Origin of the sequence: Pseudoalteromonas sp. ASV78, from assembly GCF_047806705.1 — a bacterium.
In the GTDB taxonomy this organism is placed as follows: domain Bacteria; phylum Pseudomonadota; class Gammaproteobacteria; order Enterobacterales; family Alteromonadaceae; genus Pseudoalteromonas; species Pseudoalteromonas prydzensis_A.
The window spans coordinates 1-21,697 of sequence record NZ_JBLOPA010000001.1 but is presented as its reverse complement, the minus strand read 5'-3'; the positions used below and the strand labels follow the sequence as shown (position 1 = coordinate 21,697).

General features: G+C 41.2%; 15 protein-coding genes. 6 read left to right on the top strand and 9 right to left on the bottom strand.

All coding sequences use genetic code 11. The features are described from left to right. Positions 1–68 precede the first annotated feature (68 nt). Positions 69–2,225, bottom strand: a complete 2,157-nt coding sequence (locus ACMVDV_RS00075) for a TonB-dependent receptor (RefSeq protein ID WP_416156769.1) — start codon at positions 2,223–2,225, stop codon at positions 69–71. A 447-nt stretch (positions 2,226–2,672) separates the two neighbouring features. Between ACMVDV_RS00075 and ACMVDV_RS00070 the strand changes: the two genes are divergently transcribed. Then, positions 2,673–3,875 carry an MFS transporter gene (locus ACMVDV_RS00070; protein WP_304184330.1) on the top strand — a complete coding sequence of 401 codons (1,203 nt, stop codon included), beginning with the start codon at positions 2,673–2,675 and terminating at the stop codon, positions 3,873–3,875. A 44-nt stretch (positions 3,876–3,919) separates the two neighbouring features. On the opposite strand, the gene ACMVDV_RS00065 is transcribed toward ACMVDV_RS00070, so the two are convergent. Continuing rightward, on the bottom strand, positions 3,920–4,117 hold the full coding sequence (locus tag ACMVDV_RS00065) for a helix-turn-helix transcriptional regulator (RefSeq protein WP_304184328.1): 198 nt from the start codon (positions 4,115–4,117) through the stop codon (positions 3,920–3,922). After that, positions 4,114–4,548 (bottom strand): hypothetical protein, encoded by a 435-nt coding sequence (locus ACMVDV_RS00060; RefSeq protein WP_416156768.1) that lies wholly within the window; start codon positions 4,546–4,548, stop codon positions 4,114–4,116. Before ACMVDV_RS00060 ends, ACMVDV_RS00065 begins: the two co-directional genes overlap by 4 nt. 230 nt (positions 4,549–4,778) lie before the next feature. Between ACMVDV_RS00060 and ACMVDV_RS00055 the strand changes: the two genes are divergently transcribed. From ACMVDV_RS00055 to ACMVDV_RS00035, 5 genes are all read left to right on the top strand, one after another. Further along, the gene (locus tag ACMVDV_RS00055) at positions 4,779–8,033 is read left to right on the top strand and encodes a winged helix-turn-helix domain-containing protein (RefSeq protein ID WP_416156767.1); all 3,255 of its coding nucleotides are present in this window, start codon (positions 4,779–4,781) and stop codon (positions 8,031–8,033) included. A 23-nt stretch (positions 8,034–8,056) separates the two neighbouring features. Continuing rightward, positions 8,057–8,434 carry a DP-EP family protein gene (locus ACMVDV_RS00050; protein WP_416156766.1) on the top strand — a complete coding sequence of 126 codons (378 nt, stop codon included), beginning with the start codon at positions 8,057–8,059 and terminating at the stop codon, positions 8,432–8,434. A gap of 151 nt (positions 8,435–8,585) precedes the next feature. Further along, positions 8,586–8,762 carry a hypothetical protein gene (locus ACMVDV_RS00045; RefSeq protein ID WP_414704860.1) on the top strand — a complete coding sequence of 59 codons (177 nt, stop codon included), beginning with the start codon at positions 8,586–8,588 and terminating at the stop codon, positions 8,760–8,762. A gap of 237 nt (positions 8,763–8,999) precedes the next feature. Beyond that, positions 9,000–9,935: a GGDEF domain-containing protein gene (locus tag ACMVDV_RS00040; protein ID WP_414704861.1), complete on the top strand. Its 936-nt coding sequence runs from the start codon at positions 9,000–9,002 to the stop codon at positions 9,933–9,935. A gap of 145 nt (positions 9,936–10,080) precedes the next feature. Then, complete coding sequence (locus tag ACMVDV_RS00035) at positions 10,081–12,600, top strand: TonB-dependent receptor plug domain-containing protein (RefSeq protein ID WP_416156765.1); 2,520 nt, start codon at positions 10,081–10,083, stop codon at positions 12,598–12,600. 75 nt (positions 12,601–12,675) lie between these two features. Here the strand turns inward: ACMVDV_RS00035 and ACMVDV_RS00030 are convergent, their stop codons facing one another. From ACMVDV_RS00030 to ACMVDV_RS00005, 6 genes are all read right to left on the bottom strand, one after another. Then, on the bottom strand, positions 12,676–13,593 hold the full coding sequence (locus ACMVDV_RS00030) for a tetratricopeptide repeat protein (protein ID WP_416156764.1): 918 nt from the start codon (positions 13,591–13,593) through the stop codon (positions 12,676–12,678). Positions 13,594–13,823: 230 nt separating this feature from the next. Continuing rightward, positions 13,824–13,961, bottom strand: a complete 138-nt coding sequence (locus ACMVDV_RS00025) for a hypothetical protein (protein ID WP_169020715.1) — start codon at positions 13,959–13,961, stop codon at positions 13,824–13,826. Positions 13,962–14,126: 165 nt separating this feature from the next. Continuing rightward, a complete protein-coding gene (locus ACMVDV_RS00020; protein WP_416156763.1) occupies positions 14,127–15,479 on the bottom strand; it encodes a magnesium transporter in 1,353 nt (450 codons plus the stop codon). Between the two features lie 114 nt (positions 15,480–15,593). Further along, on the bottom strand, positions 15,594–18,677 hold the full coding sequence (locus ACMVDV_RS00015; protein ID WP_416156762.1) for an efflux RND transporter permease subunit: 3,084 nt from the start codon (positions 18,675–18,677) through the stop codon (positions 15,594–15,596). Continuing rightward, positions 18,674–19,975, bottom strand: coding sequence for an efflux RND transporter periplasmic adaptor subunit (locus ACMVDV_RS00010; RefSeq protein ID WP_416156761.1), 1,302 nt, complete (start codon positions 19,973–19,975; stop codon positions 18,674–18,676). Before ACMVDV_RS00010 ends, ACMVDV_RS00015 begins: the two co-directional genes overlap by 4 nt. A 2-nt stretch (positions 19,976–19,977) precedes the next feature. Beyond that, positions 19,978–21,378, bottom strand: a complete 1,401-nt coding sequence (locus tag ACMVDV_RS00005) for a TolC family protein (RefSeq protein WP_416156760.1) — start codon at positions 21,376–21,378, stop codon at positions 19,978–19,980. Between the last annotated feature and the right edge of the window lie 319 nt (positions 21,379–21,697).

Below are 21,697 nucleotides of genomic sequence, written 5' to 3'. Positions count from 1 at the left end.
ATGTTTCTTAAGTACAAAAAAGGCCAAATTATTTGGCCTTTAAAAGAACTTAACTAATTTTCTATTTATTAAAACGCGTAGCTGATACCGGCATTAACCGATCGCCCTTGTCCTGCTAATTGGCTGAAGCCTTGGCTCATATCTGTTTTAAAATCAGCAATACTGACTCCGCCTAACGGCTGTTGATAGTACTGATCAAGTAAGTTAGTAATTGCCAACCTAATGGTTAGCTTATCCCATGTCGCCTTGGTTGCTAAATTCACTAAGCTATAGTTGCCTGTTAGATTTTCAATACGAAGCGGATCTACACGCGTTTTGCTATCTACCCACTGCCAGCTTAATGAGTTTTGCCATTTACCGAGTTGTTGCTCAAGGGCTATTTTGCTGTGCAGTGGCATTATTTGATATAACGGCTCATCACTGTCATCACGCTCGCCATGGGTGCTAGTAAGCGCGGCTGTTAGATCCCATGTACCTGCATTTTTACTATCAACAACACGGATAATACCTTCAAGCTTAGCGCCATAAAGTGTGGCGTCTAAATTGGTAAATTGTAAGGTGTTACGTTGTGTTGCTGGCATATCAGTGCGGTTAGTGCTGCCAACAACAGTAACATCAATATAATCATTTACTTGGGTATACCACGCATTGGCTGTGACTTGCCATTGACCATCGTTTGCCGATTTAGTGTAACTGCTACTAATAGTATGAGCGGTTTCAGGGTCTAAATCAGGATTACCAATATAACCGTTACCATCACCAAACCAACCGATCATACTGGTCGACATGCTGCTGACACCCCAGCTATAACGTTCATATAAATTAGGCGCGCGATTTTTACGTGCTAAGCCAAATTGTAGTTCATCTTCATTACTAATTTGGTAGCGTAACAATAGGCTGGCATCCACCAGCGTGTCACTGCGCGCGCGATCCATGGCATTAAATTCTTTTGCCGCATCTTGGTTTGGATCTGCCATATTCATTCCTGGCATATTTCCCATACCTGACATGCCATTCATGCCATCGCCCATGGTCATGTCTGAATATGGCTGCACTTCGCCTGCATTAGTTTGCACATATTCAATACGCGTACCAGCAGAGACCCACCACTTGTTATTTAGCTGCTTTTGCAGCTCAACAAAACCGGTGTAGCGGTCGCGTTCACCGTCATTAATATTTACATAGTCGTTAGGCCCCATCATCATTGAGTCTTCAATCGCAGGCCACCAATCATCAATGCGGTAACCATAGTATTCTTGGCCGAGCAGTAATACTGTGTCAGCATCAAGGTTTAAACGCCAATTAAGTTGATAGCTGATATCTTGTGCGTCGGTATTCATCGGCATCATGCCGGTTTTTTCAGCGCTGAAAAAACCCATTTCGTGCTTTACATCGTTAAAGTTTATTTGCGCTTGAAACTCACCGCTGTCAAGCTGGCGTTTATACTGAGTAACTAAACCATAACTAGTGTTATCCGTCATATCCATATATTGATTAGCAAAGCCCTGAAACGGTATTTTTTGATGCGTTAATTTAACCACTAACTGTTGTTTTTCATCTCGTAGCGCTGCAGTTAATGCATGATTTTGCACGCGATATAGAGTATCTAATACTAAATCACCATTACCATCATCATAACTATCAGCGTCTTCAAAGGCACCTTGATAATTTAAACTAAAGCTGTCACTGGCAAGTCGTGCGCCAACACCTACCGCTTGCGCATTGTTTACACTGCGATACTGCGCCGACACATAACCAGAATGCCACGCTAACGTATCACTTTCACCATATTGCGGGGCAATGGTGTTTACTGCAATGACGCCGGCAATGTTATCGCCACCAGCGCTTACTGGCGAAATACCTGCAACCACTTGATAAGACGATAGCTGATTAGCTGAAATATACGACAAAGGCGGGTTCATCTGATTGCCACAGGCTGCGGTAATATCTGCGCCATCGACCAGCACTTTAACTCTATCGCCCATCATGCCATTTAATATAGGTAAACTAGAGACACCACCTGCCGCAGAAAAATCGACCCCCAACTCAGTTAAAAGCTGTTCAGCAGAACCTAAATTTGCATGACTGTTAACGTTTTGGCCTTGAACTTCAATCACTTCAATTGAATCATCAGCAAGTACATAAGGAGAGACTAAACTCGCTATGCAAAGTGCTAACGGAGAAAGTGCATAACGTGAATTGATAACTGAATTGTGGTTGCTCATTTTATTCTTTAATTACAACAGGTTTAAGATGAGCAAAGTATATAACTTGACGACAGCACTGAATACGCGACAAATTGTCGCACCCCAAGCCCTTACTCGATGCTTATTGCCCTTATCTTAAACACGCTTATAACTTTTAAAAGGCTGTTAAAACACTAAAAACACAAAATAGCCACGACCACTGCAAATTTATTTTTCATCAGCATATCGCTTAATAACCAAAGTGTTCATATCAAGTCATTGAAAATTAGAACGTTCCTATTCAACCAAAAACGCTGCAAGCTAAAATTGTATTTTCTGCTCTAAATACACTGCTTTTAGTGCAAGACGCTGACTTATTTTTATCATACAATTGCGGTTTAATTCATTCTTCAAAATTGCAGTTTCCTGCTTTTTATTAAATAAATCATTCATATTTTGTCGTCAATCTTTTTACAAGGGTTATCTATGTCACCTGAACCTAGCGTCGTGAACAATACGCTAAGCACTACCGCTATTTTGTTAGTACTTGCACTGGGTACTTTTATTTTAGGATTATCGGAATTTTCGATGATGCCGATGCTGCCATTGTTCAGCGAAACATTTGCCTCAACACCAGCACAAAGCGGTTATACCATTAGCGCCTATGCGATTGGCGTGGTGATCGGTGCACCGTTTTTTATGATCACCACAGCAAACATGCGCAAGCGTAATGCTTTGCTATTATTTGTGTCGATGATGTTTATATTTAACGGCTTAAGCGCATTTGCTAATTCGTTAGAGCAGCTTATATTATTTCGCTTTTTAAGTGGTTTACCCCACGGCGCTTATTTTGCTGTTGCCATTTTATTAGCTGCAGATATAGCACCTGCCAATAAACGCGCCAGCTTTATGTCTAAAGTATTTATGGGCCTTACCATTGCAACGATTGTTGGCGTGCCTATGGTTACTTTAGTCGGTCAAAATTTTAGCTGGCGTTATTGTTTAGCGGGCACCGCAGTGCTGGCACTTGTCGCGTTAATTCTAATTGTAAAGTTCATACCAAACACCAAAAATTCAGCCCCTTCGTCGTTATTAAGCGAGTTAAGCGTACTGAAAAACAAGCTGGTTTGGTCAATTTTAGGCATCATTATTGTTGGCTTTGGCGGGGTATTTTGCATTTATACTTATATTGCCGATACAATTTTAGTGGTCACCCACACACCAGCCTACACTATATCTATTGCGATGGTTATGTTCGGTATTGGTTGTACGCTGGGCAACTATATTTTAGGTAAGGCGGCAGATCATTCGCCCCTTAAAACCACCGGTATAGCACTTGTTGGCGCAATCGTTTTTGCTGCAACTTATGTAATGGCAAGCCATAACATTTGGTTACTTTATGCGGTTATATTTTTTATCGGTTTTAGTGTCGGACTTGGCACCGTTATCCAAACTATGTTGATGGATGTATCTCCGCATGGGCACGCAATGATTGGCGCACTTGTACAATGCGCATTCAATACTGCCAATGCAATTGGCCCTTGGGTTGGCGGCTTAGCCATTGCACAAGGCGCGCAACCAAATCAAACCGGCTATGTCGCCGCAGTGTTATTTGCTGGTGGATTTATTATGTGGTTACTGAGTGCATTGCAAATGAGTAAACAAAAACCGCAACTAGTTACCCCATAAACAACACGACTCTCTGTGCACTTTAAGTGCACAGAGAGTCAAATTTATACTTGTTCATCTTGAAAAATATCTTCAATTTTTAATTTAAATAACCGAGCAGCTTTAAACGCTAATGGTAAACTAGGATCGAACTTGCCTTTTTCGATAGCATTCACCGTTTGCCTTGATACATCAAGTAGCTCCGCTAATTTTGCCTGAGTAAGGTCATGCTCCGCGCGCAGTACTTTAAGGCGGTTTTTCATTCTTCATCCTCAGCGCCAAGTTGTTTATTCATCACTACGACAGACACTAAATAAGTTATCCCCATAAACATCACTAAATGGGAAATCCCTTGTCGAAACGAAATTACCCCGCTCGTTTGTAATACCGAGTATGCTAAACCAAATACTAAACTCCCTCCTAAGGTAATCGCCATCGCATTTAAATGTAACCGTTGCTGCAATTCATCTAAGCCAGCTAAATGGCGTTTATTTGCCAAAATCATCATGATACCCGCACTAATATTTAGCATAACAGCCGCTATGCTAAATAACGTGTTGTGCTCTGCCCATAGAGATTTTGGTCCTAACGCAGCAAGCGCCAGAGTTAAAACCCATGCCAGAGTCCACTTTGCTAAATGCACTGTGTTTAGTTTGTTACGTTGTTTGAATGTTAATCCTGTTTGTTGTTTCATGCTCTCGCCTTTTTAGTCAAGTAAACTTGACTAAGTATTATTGAGGCTCACAATAAAGTCAAGTACGCTTTACATAAAGTAGCGTAAATAAGACACCGCTTGTACTGTAACTGTTTAATGAAGCTTTTTAACATTTAACTCAGAATATTGTATTAATTTATTGCTTGCAGTAGGATAAAAAAACCTGTTGAAGTAATCTCAATTTTAACAATAACAATGATGAGCCCTGCATGAGTAAACCTGTTTTCTTTGTCGGTGAATGGCAAGTAACACCTGCCACCAATAGCTTACGACGAGGCACGCAAGTCAAACAACTTGAGCCCAAAGCGATGGATGTTTTATTGTTATTATGCGAAAAACAAGGAGAGTTAGTTAGCAGTGAAGAGATCCTTAACCACTGTTGGCGCACTGTTGCAGTGGGCGATAATCCCCTACACAAAGTCATCACGCAATTACGTAAAGCATTTGACGACAAAGCCAGTGATCCGCAATACATAGAGACAATCCGCAAGCGCGGCTACCGCGTTATCGCCAACATAGCGCTCCCTCTCGATGACGAACAAAAAGCCAGCCATAGTAAGTGGCAAGGTGATTCGCCATTTGTTGGCTTAAGCGCGTTTTCCGCCAATGAAGCAGCGGTGTTTTTTGGCCGCAGCAAGCAAATAAACACACTATTACAACGCGTATCTGCGCAAATTAATTATGGCCGCGCATTTTGTTTATTGCTCGGCTCTAGTGGCTCAGGTAAGTCATCACTGGTCAATGCTGGTGTATTACCTGCACTAATGAGTGAAGCAGGCTTTGATGGTTTTCGCGTTGAGTCTTACTGCTTGCTCGACTTTGCAGACGTAAGTAAAGAACGGTTAATACTCGATCTAGCCTCTACTTTGCTTGATTTAGAAATCAACGATGCGCCAGTTTTAACGAATATCAGTGCCGACTCCCTCAGTGAGTTATTACTCTCAGCGCCTGAGCAAGTTATTGAGCGTTGCCAAGCCGCTTTAAAGCAAAGCCAAACAACCCATATAAAAGCGTATTTATTTTTATTTATCGACCGCCTTGAAGTATTACTGTCGTCGCCGGTATTTAGCGAGCAAGAGCGCAGCAACTTTTTAACGGTTATTGAGCAACTCGCTACCAGCGGCTGCATGATTATTTTTAGCGCCTGTCGTAATGACTTTTACCCGCAAGTGGTCAATCAACCAAGTTTAATGGCTGGTAAAGCCAATGGCGCCCATTTTGACTTACTGCCGCCAACTCGCTCTGAATTAAAGCAAATGATCCGCTTACCAGCCTTAGCCGCTGGGCTTAACTGGCAGCTTGACCCTGAGCACCAAACACCACTGGATGAAATGCTCTGTAACGACACCGCCAATAATCCCGATGCCCTGCCAATGTTGCAATACACTTTGCAGCAGCTTTACATTCAACGCAGCGAAAACGATGAACTACTGGTATCTGAATACCAAGCCTTGGGCGGTATTGAAGGTGCGATCGGTAAAAAAGCCGAACAAGTCTTTAGCCAGTTACCTGACAAACAACAAGCTCAGCTGAACTTTATTTTATCAAAACTTATTACCTTAAATGCAGACGGCGAAACTTTAACTAGCAGAGCAGCTCGCTGGAATGAACTTAACAATCCAGCGCAAACACAGCTGGTACAGGCCATGGTCGACAATCGCTTATTTGTATCACATCTTAAAAATGAACAAGCCTGTTTTAGCTTAGCCCACGAGGCGCTACTGCGTCACTGGCAACGCGCGATAGCGTGGGTAGGTGAACATCAACAAAGTTTAGCCATTAAAAGTCGCTTACAAATCGCCACCGAGCGTTGGTTAAACGAGCAAAAACATGCCGACTTTTTACTAGCGCAGGGCAAGCCGTTACAAGAAGCGCAAAGCCTAGCTAATAACGCTATGTTTAGCCTCTCATCTGCTGAGCTGAGTTTAATAAAGGCATCAAACAGCCGAGCAAAACGCAAAAAAACAGTGTTACAAGCCACCGCTGTCGCGCTTATTTTACTCAGTTTTATAGCCAGTTTTATGAGCGTGCGCAGTTACCATGCCGAGCAAGTCGCGCAGCAAAAACGCTTAGAAGCCGAAAACCTACTCGGTTTTATGGTGGGTGAATTTGCCGATAAACTGCGTAGCGTTAAACGTATGGATTTGCTCGATGGTATTAGCAATAAAGCGCTGGAGTATTTTACTAATCAAGCTGATGAGGGCAATTCTCTCTTTAGCTTTACAGACCAAAAAGCCGAATTTAACAACCGCTTTCAGTACGCACAAACTCTTGAAGCTATGGGGGAAGTAGCCTATTCCCGCGGTAAAACCGACGAAGCATTTACCGCGTTTGAGAGCGCCCGCACCCGACTTGAGGCACTTTTAAAAATACAACCAGACAATCTAGAACTATTAACCCTCGCGGGTGCCAATGCCTTTTGGCTCGGCCAGCTTCATTATGATAAAAGTAATTACGCTGCTGCCGAGCCATTATTAAAAAAATATCATGCCTACAGCGAGAAAATGTATTCATTAGCACCGAATGATTTTAACTCTATTATGGAGTTGTCGTATTCACATAATTCATTGGGGTCTTTATACACAGAGAAATTTGACTACATTGCTGCGAAACAAAGCTTTACAGAGTCACTTATACTTAAGAATAGAGCCCTTGAACTCAAACCCAATAATAAAAACTTACTGCGTGATAAAGCAGACACCATTAGTTGGCTTGCAAAAACAGAAGAAAGGTTAGGTGGCTTTAATACAACAGTAGATATGTTAGAAAATGCAGTAACAGTGGTAAAAAATATGACTGTTAACTACCCAAACGATGCAAGCCTTTTTTACATGTCAGCAAATATACATATGCAACAAAGTTATTTACTGAGCTATTTAACCGATAAACTAATGGCCTATGAAAAAGCCCTTTTTGCCAATAGAATTATAAGAAAGGCTCTAGATCAAGATTCAAAAAACAAAGAGTTTCAACATATGTATTTTCGCTCTTTAGCATACTTGTTAATGTTGTCAGATGATAAAAATATTGATTTAAGAGTAGAAAAAACTATTAACTTCTTAAAATCACAAAGTTTTAGTAACATCAGTTCCATTAATACACAAATTAGTTTGATTCAATATTTTATAGATAGACATTTGCCCCACAAAGCCCAAAGATTATTAACCGCACTTGAGAGTAACAAAGACTATAAGCAGCAAATAGCTAAACAAATCAGGCTTGAAGATAACTTAGTAACCACAAGAATAAATTTAATTAAAGCGAAATTAACGAAAAATAATGAACAGCGAAGTCTGTTTTGTTTAAATGCGATTAAAGCCATTTCTGCAACAGAAAAAAGAAACCAAAGTATTAAAATCACATACCCGCTAGTCCAAGCTTACACCTGCTTAAACAGAGAAAGCGAGATATCTGAAATTAAAACAAGCCTAGTTAACTTAGGTATTACTAATTTTGCACTATAACCATGAATAAAAAAGGAAATAATATGAATAATACTCAAAACCTAATTCACTTTACTGTCAATATTGAACTAGACAGTAGCAACAATGCCAATTTTACATACTTTAAAGATAACAAAGAAGTTTCTGGCGGTGGTGTTGTCAGAACTGAAACCGCAGGTATTTACAGCTTAAATGAAGCAACACTTGCTAAAGGTTTTTTATTCAGCGGAGCTACTATCACAGATAAAGAAGGCAACTGTGCTAGCGATTTTACACCAGAAATAAATGATAATGGCCAATCAATAATTATTACAGACACAGATAAAAATAACGGCGCTGTATGCTTAATTTTTGACGTGGAGCGCAATGGCACAACTTACAAGAGTGCTGACCCTCAAATCATCAATAAAAAAGAAAATTAATTAACAGCGCTTAATTATTGATTTTTAAATTGCACAGGGCTGAATCAGCCCTGTGCAATTTTTTATAAACCAAACACCTTAACGTCACTCATTGCTAAATAACGTTATATAGGGAAGAACTTATTTTACCAACCTGGCAACACGTTATGACTTGCAGCTAAAACACCGCGTAGGCGATATTGTTGTTGTAACAACTGCCGCTGATAATCTTCAGCAACTAGTGCAACAATTAACGCAAGAGCCAACAGTAAAACAAGCAAGGTTTGATCTGCGTGAGTTAGGCTTAAGCGCCGACCTGCAAGTTGAAAATAACAAAAAACCGAACTAAAACAGGCTAAGAGCGCCTGAATACTTTACCCAGGTTAGTTAAAACCTGTGTAAATTAAAAAATAAAACAATAAAAATCAGTACTTTATAACCAGAAGATTACCAGAAGGTTTATTTGCACTTTTTTAAGTAAATTTATAGACACCAAAAACGTATAGCAAAGCGTAAAGGATTAAACGTGTCTAAGCAAACAACTAACAATAACCAAATACTTAGTGCAAATAAGCAATCAGTTGCTATTGGCAAAACCCTTTCAGCCTGTCTTTCTCACTTACAGTTTGGCGCCTTGATTGAACTGTTTAATGGTACCGCCGAAGGCATTTTTGTTATCGATGAACAAGGTACTTTTGAGTTTGTAAATCCAATGGCTGCACAGTTTTTGGGGGACTCTCAACAATCATTAATTGGGCAAAGCTTGCTACAGTTTTTACACCAAACTGACCGTGATAAATACATGTATACGTTACTCAACTGGTTAGATATAAAAGATACTCGCCTTAACTTTGGTCCTAATGAAGTAAAAATAAATAAAGCGGATGGCAATATAATTGAGGCCGACTTATCAATTTCTAATATGCCAGCAAGTATTGCGTCTGCGCAAAAACTGTATGTATGTATATTACATGATTTAAGTATACATAAAGCAATATATAACAAACTAAAAGTACAAGCATCTACAGATCATTTAACCGGACTTGCTAACCGCTTCACGCTAGATGAATCATTAAAACAATACTGGCAAGAAAGTATTCAAAGCCACCAACCATTGAGTAGTATATTAATTGATGTTGATCACTTTAAAAAGTTTAATGATACCTACGGCCATATTAAAGGCGATAAGTGCTTACAAAAAATAGCCAAGGTTATTTTACAATGTGTACCATCAAGGGATTGTCTTGCTGCTAGATATGGCGGTGAAGAATTCGCAGTTATTCTGCCACGTTGCAATCGCGACAGTGCCACCGTTGTTGCCAGACATATTCAACAACAAATAAATGCCATGACATTTACAGATATTGGCTTACCGCCAGAAGTTAAGATTAGTGTTAGCCAAGGTATTGCCTGTGAATTTAATAATCAATATCGTACCTGTGAAGCACTTATATGCGCAGCCGATACAGCGCTATACAGAGCAAAAACTGATGGCAGAAATAAAATCAGCGTCAGCTCATAAGCATAAACAAACACTTTACTAACAAGAAGCCACCAATATTAACAAATACCTTTAGTTACACATATACTATACTTTAATGTTATTTGTTTGTTCCCAATACGCTTTATACACTACGTAAAAGTATGACAACAACACGGGATCAACAATGAAACTATTTAACAAACTACCTTTGCAACTTGCCATCGCAAGTACATTGGCTACCTCAGTGACTGCAATCGCTGTGGAGCAAACAGCTGATACAACAGCACAAGATATTGAAGTCATTTCCGTTACCGGAACCAGGCGCAGTTTACGTAGTATCGCTGAAAGCACAGTTCCTGTTGATTTATTAACAAGCCGCGACTTAGCCACCACAGGTCAGCTTGAAATAAGCCAAGTGCTTGCAGCGCAATTACCTAGCTTTAACTACCCAAGTGCAACCCTTGCTGATGGCACTGATCATGCCAAGCCTGCGGTATTACGTGGCCTAGCACCCGATCACACCTTAGTACTCGTTAACGGTAAACGCCGTCACTCTGGCGCTTTATTGAATTTAGGCGGCACCGTTGGCCGTGGCTCTACGGCCGTTGATTTAAATAATATTCCAACCTCTGCGATTAAACGCGTCGAAGTATTACGCGATGGTGCAGCTGCTCAATATGGCTCAGATGCCATTGCTGGGGTGATCAATATTGTGCTCAAAGATGCCGATGAAGGCGGTAGTGTAAGCTACACTTACGGTCAATATGATTCGCAAATGGCAGGCTCTGCACAGTTAAAAGAAACAATCATCGACTCGCAAGGTAAGCTTGGTTTTGTTAAAGGTGATGACCGCCGCGTTAGCGACGGTATTTCCCGTACTGCAAGTGCCAATGCAGGCTTTTCATTTGCCGACAATGGCTTTATCAATATCTCAATTGAAACCCGTAACAACGAGCCAACAAACCGCTCAGGTATTGATGAGCGAGAACAGTATAGTCGTGATGAAAACGGTGCGCTTGATCCAAAAGAGCTGACGTTTGATCGTTATAATCATCGCTTTGGTAAAGCCGATGTTGAAGATATCGCGCTATTTTATAATCTTGGCTACGACTTTAGTGATGACTTATCACTTTACTCTTTTGCCAGCTATTCAAATCGTAAAGGTAACTCAGGCGGTTTCTATCGCCGTGCCAAAGACAACCGTAATGTGCCAAGCGTTTATCCAGATGGGTTTTTACCAAACATCGACACTGATGTTGACGACTATTCGTTTGCTATCGGTTTAAATGGGGTTAGTAATGATTGGACATGGGATATCAGCACTAACTATGGTCTTAATGACTTTGCTTTAGGTGTTAGTAATAGCTTAAACACCTCTATGGGTTTAGATAGCCCTACTGAGTTTGATAACGGTTCACTCGTTTACGAGCAATACTTAGTCAATATGGATGCGAGTAACTCTTTTGACTTTGGTCTACCCGACGATGTATTTGTAACTATTGGCGCTGAGTATCGCCATGAAAGTTATCAAATTAAAGCCGGTGAACAAGCATCGTACATAACGGTACTTGACGCACAAGGCGAACCTGTTGCTGCCGGTGGCGCTCAAGTTTTAGCTGGTTTTTCACCGGATAGTGCTACCGATCAAAGCCGCCATAATATTGCCCTGTTTGCTGAATTTGATACTTACTTAACCGAAGATTGGAATGCCGTACTTGCGGGTCGATTTGAAGACTATAGCGACTTTGGCAGCACCTTTACTGCAAAACTTGCTAGTCGCTATAGTATTAATGAATCTCTGTCACTACGCGGTGCTATCAGCAGTGGTTTTAGAGCGCCCTCGCTTGCTCAAACCGCTTATAAATCAGTCAGCACAGTATTTGAAAACGGCGTTCCAAGTGAAGTAGGCTTATTCCCTGTTGATGAACCTGCGGCACAAGCATTAGGGGCTCGTAAACTTGATGCTGAACAGTCTGTAAACATGACTGCCGGTTTTATCTTCACAGAAGGTAACTTTAGCTTAACGTTAGATGCATACCGCATTGATATTGATGATCGCATTGTGTTATCAGAAAATCTGCAAGGACCAGAGGTCGAAGCTATTTTAGTCCAAGCCGGTGAACTTAATACCCAAAGTGTGCGCTACTTTACCAATGCTATCGATTCTCGCACTCAAGGTGTTGATATTGTTGCTACCTATTCATTAGGTTTAGAACACTATGGTGATTTACGCTTAAGCGCAGCAGTTAACTTTAACGATACTGAAGTCACCCATGTAAAAGAAAATCCACCTGAGCTTGAAGCCCTAGGCGATGACTACGAGTATTTTGCGCGCCGTGAAATCACCCGTTTTGAAAAAGGCACTCCAGCGGATAAATGGAATTTGTCAGCAACGTGGGATTATGAAAATGTACAAACCACGCTTCGTGCAACACGCTATGGTGAAGTGGTTGATACCTCAAGTAGTGCTGAGGGTGATGAAGTCATTACTGCTAAATGGATCACAGATTTAGAAGTGGCGTATCGTCCAACCGAGCAATGGAAACTGGCTTTAGGTGCTAACAATTTGTTTGATCAATACCCACAAGATACCGTAAGTAATATTGGTTATAGTGATTTCAACCAGATATTTACCTACAGTTCCTTTACACCATATAGCCTAGATGGTCGTTTTATTTATGCGAATGTAACGTTTAGCTTTTAATTAAACAAATAACTAACTACGGCCCATATAAATATGGGCCGTAGTTACCGAGGGTGCATAGTTATTTTACAATCGTTACAACGCTAAAACTGTCGCCAATTGTTCATAGACCTTTTTATGATAACGATTTAAATCACTCTCTTTAACCGCTTTAAACCACTTAATGGCCTGCTGATTATCTTTTGCTTGCCAGCATATTTCTGCCAGCCTTAATGTATGCGCAGCTTTAGTAATATCATCGCTACCATCTACCATATAACTTAACGAGTCAACATAGTACTTAATAGCAAGGTCATACTCTGCGAGCAGCTGATAAGTGCGTGCTAAATTGCCTTGCGCAACAATAATTTTATTTTGATGTTGGGTTGGATAAATCCAGTCGAGAGCTTGCTTTCTACTCTTTTTGGCATTTTCTAGATCACCAAAACCATGATAGGTATTTGCTTTGTTTGAATGTAATTCAAAGTTAAAAATGGGATCTTTACTTTTACCAAATTTTCGCTCTGTTTTTAGCAGCATTTGAAAAGCGGTTTCTTTATTACCAAAAACATACTGTAAATTAGCCAACTCTAGCATCCGCATTGGATCAGAAAACGATTCATACATTTGTTGTATATCGTCAAAAGCCTTGGTTGCGTATATTTTTGCACGCTCGTCATCATTATAATAACGTAACGCTTTGGCGTAATAGAAGTAAGTTTGAACTTTAAAAACTTTAGGTAAATCATCTCGATCTGCAAATGGCTCAACTATGGCTTTCAAGGCTTCAAAGTCATTTTTATCATAGTAATAATCAAATAAATAAGAGTTAGCCTTATACCAGTGTGTTGAATTTAGATCCGAAGACGCTATATGTTCATTAATATACGTTAAACATTTTTTATCTGGTTGCTGCTGGCAAAACTGCTCGTGATCACTAAAGTGTTCAGATGCATACATGCTGGCAGGGAAAATCCACATTAAAATAGTGAGTACACAAAAAGTTTTTATCATAAGGTCTAAGTAAACGCTTAATGCAGTCAAGACGAACATAGATTAAAACATATTTGCATAAAAATATTAACAAATATTACGCGGCAGCAAATTATAACGTGCTAAAAATAGAGGTAATAAACAGGCTTGGCAATTACAAAAAAAATTATAATTGCCTAAGCATTTGAAAGGTATATCTATATACCATCACTGATGACGCTGAATAACTGGTCACACAGCAGTATTTTAGATTAAGCTGCTTTTTTCAGCGCTTTTTTAAGCTTACCTATTTTGGCTTTTTGTTTTGCGACTTTATCTTTACGAGCACTGATTTCTTTTTTAATCGATTTTACTTCTTTACTGATTGCTTTAGCTGGTTTCTTTGACATTGAGTATTTCCTTTTTAATTATGTAACTCGCTACTACGAGAGCTGTACTTTATGATAAAAAAGAACCAGATCATATGCGCCAACCAGTTCTTCACTAAAGATTCACATAACAGAAATAAAACTGAAATCAATCAAGTGCCAGTGAAAATTGTCATACTTCGCGCACTAAAGTAGTAATAAACTACCTAACCCTAAGAAAGTCACAAAGCCAACGATGTCGGTCACCGTTGTTAAAATTACTGAGCCTGATAACGCAGGATCGATTTTCATTTTATCTAAAATCGACGGGATCACCACGCCAGATAAAGACGCAGCAATCAGATTGAGCAAAATAGCCACTGTGATAGTAATACTGAGCATCACATCACTAAACCACACATAGGTAAGTACACCTATAACCGTAGCCCATACACAGCCATTTACCGCACCAACCCTGAGCTCTTTTTTAAGTAACGCTTTGCGGTTTGAATCAGTTACCTGACCAAGCGCTAAACCGCGCACGATAACGGTAAGTGTTTGACTACCAGCAATGCCGCCCATTGAAGCCACCACCGGCATTAATACCGCAAGTGCAACAACTTGTTCAATCGTGGCGCCAAACAAGCCAATAAACCAGGATGCTAAAAAAGCGGTTGCTAAATTAATACCTAACCAAATTCCGCGGTTTTTCGCACTTTTGCGAACGCTGGCAAATAAATCTTCATCCTCTCGTAAACCACCCGCTTTAGCTGCGGCTTCATCGGTGACTTCTTGACGTAATTTGTAGGCTGAGGTGACTTTTAAGCGGCCAAGTAGTTTGTTATCTACATTCACTACTGGCATCGCCATTCTTTCGCTGTGGATCACCACTTCAGCCGCTGCGTATAAGTCATCATCGGCGTGCAATGAGGCGATATCGTGCTCGGCAAAACTCAATAAAGTATCTGAATCCTGAGCTTTAAATAATGCATTGACCGGCACTTCACCAATCAAGGTGCCTTTACGACTTACTAAATAAATCACTTCAGTATACTGAGGTAAACCTTTTTGCAGGATTTTACGAGCGCCCGCAACGGTTAGCTTTTCCGATACTTTAATGGCATCAAAATCAAGCCAGTGACCTAATTGCTCTGGGTTATATTGCTGTGCTAGTTGGTACTGCTTAGTTTGTACTTCATCTAACTGACGGCGAGCATATTCAACAAAACGCTCAGGAATGATCTCTTCGAGTTCTAGTAACTCTTCAACACTCACTTCATCGAGTAGTTTAAAGCCATCAGCTTCATCCAGTGACTGTAGTAACCAACGACAACTATCCGCGCCTAAATTAATAAATATTTCGTGTTGGGTATCTTCATCTAACAGCTGCCAAATGTCTAAACGTTGCTCTTTTGGCAAGGCTTCAAACAATAATGATAAATGTTCAGTTGAGAGAATTTCTTTAGCGTCGGCTAACAGCTTGTTTTTACGTTCTGTGGTATCACATTGCAGAAGCTCATCGATAAGCTGCGGGAGTTGATCAATCGGGTATTCAATCATATTGAAGCCTTTGAATTTAACTACTTTGTGGTTAGTTTACCTCAGCGTGAAAAAATAGTTTGAGAAATTTTCGTAGTAATACCCACAGCGCAAAAAACTGTGGGTATTTATTATTTATTTAAACCAACCTTGCACTCGCTCCATCAATAAGTAATTAACGGGCACCAACAACAAGGTGATAAAGGTTGCAAAAATAATCCCAAAACCAAGGCTCACCGCCATGGGGATCAAAAATTGCGCTTGTGTTGCCTTTTCAAACAGCAGTGGCATTAAGCCAATAAAGGTGGTTAAACTGGTTAGCATCACGGGGCGAAAACGAGATGCGCCAGCCATTTTGATCGCATCCAGTAACTCGCCGCCTTCACTGCGTTTTTTATTAATAAAATCAACTAATACGAGTGAGTCATTCACCACAACACCGATCAAGGCCAACATCCCAAGCAGGCTCATAATGGTTAATTCCATTCCCATAATCCAGTGTCCTACCACGGCACCTATCATACCAAACGGGATCACACTCATAACGATTAAGGGTTGTAAGTAAGATTTAAACGGGATCGCCAATAAGCCATAAATGATAAAAAACACAAATACCAATACCCACGCGAGTGAACCAAATGACTCTCGTTGCTCTTTAGCTTCACCTTCGAGTGAGTGACTAACACCTGGGTATTGCTGCACAAGCTCATCGAGGTAAATTTTTAAATCGGCTTGGAGCACCGTCATATTGGTGTTTTCTTTTTCTATATCAGCGGTAACATTCAAGGTACGGTAGCGATCAATGCGATTAATCGATGAAGGGCTCTGCCCTGGCACAAGCTTAGCAACATGCGATAAAGGCACAGTGCCACCGTCAGGTAAATTAATTAAAATATCTTTTAGATCAGCGACTGAGCGGCGCTCTTCAAGTGGTAAACGCACCATCACTCGCACATCATCGCGGCCACGTTGAATGCGCTGCGCTTGTGCACCAAAAAATGAATTACGTACTTGTTGAGACACGTCAACACGGTTTAACCCCAGTGCAAGGGCTTGCTCTGTCAGCTCGATTTGTAACTCTTCTTTACCGTCAGACATGCTATCGGCAATATCAAATACCGTTGGGTAAGTCGCCAAGCGAGCTTTCACATGCTCTGCCACTTCTTGCAAGGTTGTTAACGATGTTGCGTTAAGTTGCACATCAATAGGGTCTGAACTGCGGCCAATTTCGGCTCTAAAGGTTAAGCTCTCAGCGCCTGGGATAATACCAATTAAGTCACGCCATTCGCTGGCAAGCTCCCGCGAACCAATATCAGAGTCACGCTGTTCAGCAGGCGTAATTTCAAAACGAACACTGCCAGAGTTAGAAGCCCCACCGCGTCCGCCTGTGGTGGCGAGTATATTTAAAATAACACTTTCACCGCTTTCTGGATCGCGGTACTTATCTTGTAATTGGCGTGCTTTATCTGACATATCAATTACATACTTATTGGTTACTGCAAACGGTGTCCCCGTTGGTAAGGTTAAATTAACCCGCACCGTTTCGCTTGGAATACGTGGAAAGAAAATAAACTTAGTCCAGCCGCTGGTGATCATGGTTAAAATGATCAAGAAAATACCAACAAACAAACTCACCGTGGCTAATTTATGCCGCAAAGCTAGATTCAAAATAGGCTGATAGTATTTCAAAATTGCATGCTCAAAACCATCAGCAAAACGCTGTTGAAATTTATCAAACGTTGAGGGCTCGCCTTTTTGATGACGTAATTTGATATATTTTAAATGCGCCGGTAACACGAACTTAGATTCAATTAACGAGAATAATAAAACGGGGATCACCACCACCGGAATTTGCGCAAATAACGCGTCGCGGCTGCCTTCAATAAATGCCAGCGGTAAAAATGCCGCAACCGTGGTTAAAACCCCAAACGTTACCGGCGTTGCCACTTCTTGGGTACCACGAATAGCCGCTTGTTCACCGGATTCAGCGGTTTTTAAATGAGTGTAAACATTTTCGCCAGTAACAATGGCATCATCAACAACAATCCCCAGTACTAAAATAAAACCAAATAAACTCATAATGTTCAGTGTTACACCAAACAATGGCATCGCTATAAAAGCGCCCATAAACGACACGGGAATACCAATAAACACCCAAAATGCGATGGCCGGCCGTAAAAATAACGTCAGTAATGCCAACACTAAAATACCGCCTTGCAGGGCATTAGTGGTGAGTGTGGCAATACGGCTTTTAACCAATTCTGAATCATCGTCCCAATAACTTAGCTCAAACCCCATTGGCAAATTAACTTGTTGCTTTTCAATGAATTCTTTAACTTCATCCGCCACGGTGATAGCACTTTGTGGACCAATTCGATATACGTCAATAAACGCAGCTTGCTTACCATTAAAGCGTGTCCGCACTGGGGTTTCTTCAAAGTCATCACTGATTTTAGCGATATCACCCAGCCGAATAATGGTGCCATCGCTTTGGTGTTTTATCACAACTTGAGCAAATTCGTCTTTGCGGTAAGCTTGGCCTTTAGAGCGAATGAGTACGTCGCCGCCCTCGGTTTTTAAATTCCCCGCTGAGATGTCTGAGCTTGAGTTGGAAATTGCCCGCGAAATATCACTTAAACTTAAACTATATTGGCGTAAAGTATCTTGGCTTACTTCAATGGCTAATTCGTAATCACGTACGCCACTTAACTCAACTTGCGTCACGCTCGGTAAACGTAGTAATTGATCTCGCACTTGCTCGGCGTATTCGCGGGTTTCTTTTTCACCATAATCGCTGGCAACGGTGACAGCGATTACTTCGCGTTTACGCTCTGCAAGGGCAACAACTGGCTTTTCGGCATCAACTGGAAAGGTATTGATCGCATCAACCCGACTTTTTATATCGGCTAATAACTCCCGTGGATCATAACCGCTTTCAACTTCAATGCTGACCGAGGCGGAGCCTTCTGAGGAACGACTTGAGATCTGTTTGATCCCTTCTAAATCTTGCACTGACTCTTCAATACGAATAGTCACCCCTTGCTCCACATCTTCAGGCGTTGAGCCACGTAATGATACGCTGACGCTGATACGATCGGTTTCAAAGGAAGGAAATACTTCCAGCGGTATTTGCGTGGTTAAACTAAATAAACCCACAAATACAATGCTGATCAGCAATAAATTAGCTGCAACATGATTTTTGGTAAACCAAGCGATCATGGTTTATCTCCTTGCGCTCTTGCTGCGCGGCGTTTTTCAACTAACTGCTCAACAGTAATACCCTGTTTTTTAGCTATTTCTTCGAGCTGTTCACGGCTCGGACGTTGTTTTTTCATCGGCTCTGCTGAGGTTGCAGGCTCGCCAATAACTTTCACTCGCGTGCCCGAACTAACTTGGCCAAGCGGTGTGAGTACTAGCTGTTCACCAGCAGTTAAACCACTGGCAATAATCGCTTGGGTAGCGTTTTGCCATGCTACGCTGATCTCTTTACGCTTTAATACGCCTTGTTCAACAATATACACGTAACTACCTTGATAAATGGTGCTGTTAGGAATAACTAATACAGCGTCTACCTGTTTACCACTGATCTGCGCTTTAATATATTGCCCTATTTTGATCGGGTATTGGTTTTGCGAGGTTGCTTTGTATGGATCATTAATTTGTGCCACCACATAAAGTTGTTGGGCGCTTTCATCAATCGCCCCTTCAGTGCGCGAAATTTGTCCAAGCCAGCTTTGCTTACCGACTAAATCTGAGGTGAAATGCACCTTTGAACTGAATGCATTTTTTTGCCCATCACGGTATTGCTCCGGTAAGCTAATAAATGGCAAGTCTTTATTTTTTATTGGTAGACGAATTTCCACACTATCAATGGCATAAATCGTTGCAAGCTGGGTATTGTTAGACACCACTTGCCCTAAATCAACGCTGCGACTAAGTACACGCCCGGCATAAGGGGCAATAATTTTCGTGCGTTCTAAATCAAGCTCGGCTTTTTCAAGTTGCGCTTGAGCAGCAAGCACCTGGGCTTGCGCTGCGGCTAATTGTGGTTCGCGCAGCACCAAATTACTCGCTTGAGCGCCATTACCTAAACGCTGCCAATCAACTAAAGCTTGGCGACCACGCGCTTGCTCTTCTTGCAGGCCCTGTTGCGCGGTTAATAAATTTGCTTGTGCGGCTTTGACTTCAGCGCGGTGATCCCTATCATCAAGTTGAAGTAACACATCACCTTTTTCAAAAAAGCCCCCTTCGCGGAACTGCTCACTGACAGTGATAATTTGCCCCGATGCTTGGGCAACTAAGCCACTTTGTGTACGCGGTTTTACGGTGCCGAAACTATCGATCATCACTTGATACGATTGCGGTGTTAGTAGCTGCACTGCCACACTAATTTGTGCTTTAGGTGGCGCAGCAAAGCGGTTAGCTTGTGGCGGATTACCTTTAATAAACATAACGATAGCAGCGGTTGCTGCAACCACCACAACAGGGATAAGTATTTTTCTGGTTTTTAAGTTCATTGTTATTGCTCGGCTGATCCGTTGGTTGGCTGTGAAAAATCGCCACCAAGGGCAATATGAAGATTGATACGGTTGATAATTAACTGGTTTTTAATTTCGATAACTGAGCTTTGCGCATCAAATGAGCGATCTTGTGCATCTAATACTGTGGTATAAGTGACTAAACCACTTTGATACTGCTCAAACGATAATTGCTCAGCTGCAATGGCATTTTCTTGTGCTTTAAGCGTTGCTTGGTAGCGCTGTAGTAATGATTGTTCTTGCGAAATAGCCTGTTCAACATCATTAAATGCATCGTACAAGCTCGCTAAATAATTTTGCTCTTGGCTGAGCACCGCTAATCGCGCAGCTTCCTCGTTTGCCTTTAGTCTACCGGCATCAAACAGTGGCATAGAAATACTTCCAACCAGCGACCATGCAAGGCTCGACGGAGAAAACAAATCGCTTACTCGGTCAGTGCTATCACCTAACGTTGCGGATAAGTCTAAGCTCGGAAAACGTTGTTTATGGGCATACGCTAAATTAGCATCGCTACTTAACAGTTGATACCAACTGGCGATTAAACTTGGTTTGCGGGTAATCAGTTCTGACGGTAAACCTAATGGAATGGGTTTATCTAATAATGGCAGCTCAGCATCGACAGTTAAGGCCCCTTTTGGATAATCTCCAGTTAGCCGTTCAAGCGTACGAATAGCTTGGTTTAATGTCGCTTTTTGCCCTGCAATCCGCGAACGTTCAGTATTTAATTCATTACGTGTTAAATACACATCTAACGCATCATTTAAACCTTGACGATAACCCGATTCAATAATTGCCAAATTTTGCTCAGCGTTTTTTTCACGCTGTTGATACAGTGCCAATAGCTTTTGCGCACTGATCACATTAAACCAACCACTGACTACATCGCCAACTAAACGTTGCTTACTTTGCTCAAAATTGGCTTGCTCCGCTAAGAACTCAAGGTTAGCTTGACGCTGCGCATCAGATAACTTGCCCCATAGATCAATTTCATAGCTGAGAGTTAAATTTGTCGAGCTGGCATTATTGTAGCTAACTGGGCGATTATCTTTGCTGCGATTAGTACGTGCAGATAAATCTAAACTCGGCCACAACGCCGCGCCAGTGGCAACTAATTGTTGCTGTTTAATTGCAACATCATACCCAGACTGTAAAATTTGCTGGTTATTTGCTAATGCCTGTTCAACAAGAAAAAAGACTTGTGGGTTTTCTAATTGCTGCAGCCAGTTATCTTCAACCTTTAATGCAGACGTAGCAGCTTGTTGCCACAACTGTGGAGTATTTGCGATATCTTGCGCTCGTTCAGTTTGGTTGAGCTGATTGCTGCATGCACTGAGCAGCAACACACTCATCACCACTAAACTCGGCTTAAATTGCCAAATCATATAAAAACCTGAATTACTTCTATTTATGAGTGTAATTCAAGCACCAGCACAGCAATAGCTCAACTGACTTTACATAACATTACACATGCTTACGTGAAACAGCGATAAAGCGCAGGTTTTATGGGATTAAAGTGTAAGGTGTAAGGTGTAAGGTGTAAGGTGTAAGGTGTAAGGTGTAAGGTGTAAGGTGTAAGGTGTAAGGTGTAAGGTGTAAGGTGTAAGGTGTAAGGATTAGAAAATACAACCAAGTACATGGCAAGCTTTACTTGTGCTAATTTTCTCTAAAAACAAAAAAGCCCAGCTAATGCTGGGCTTTAAT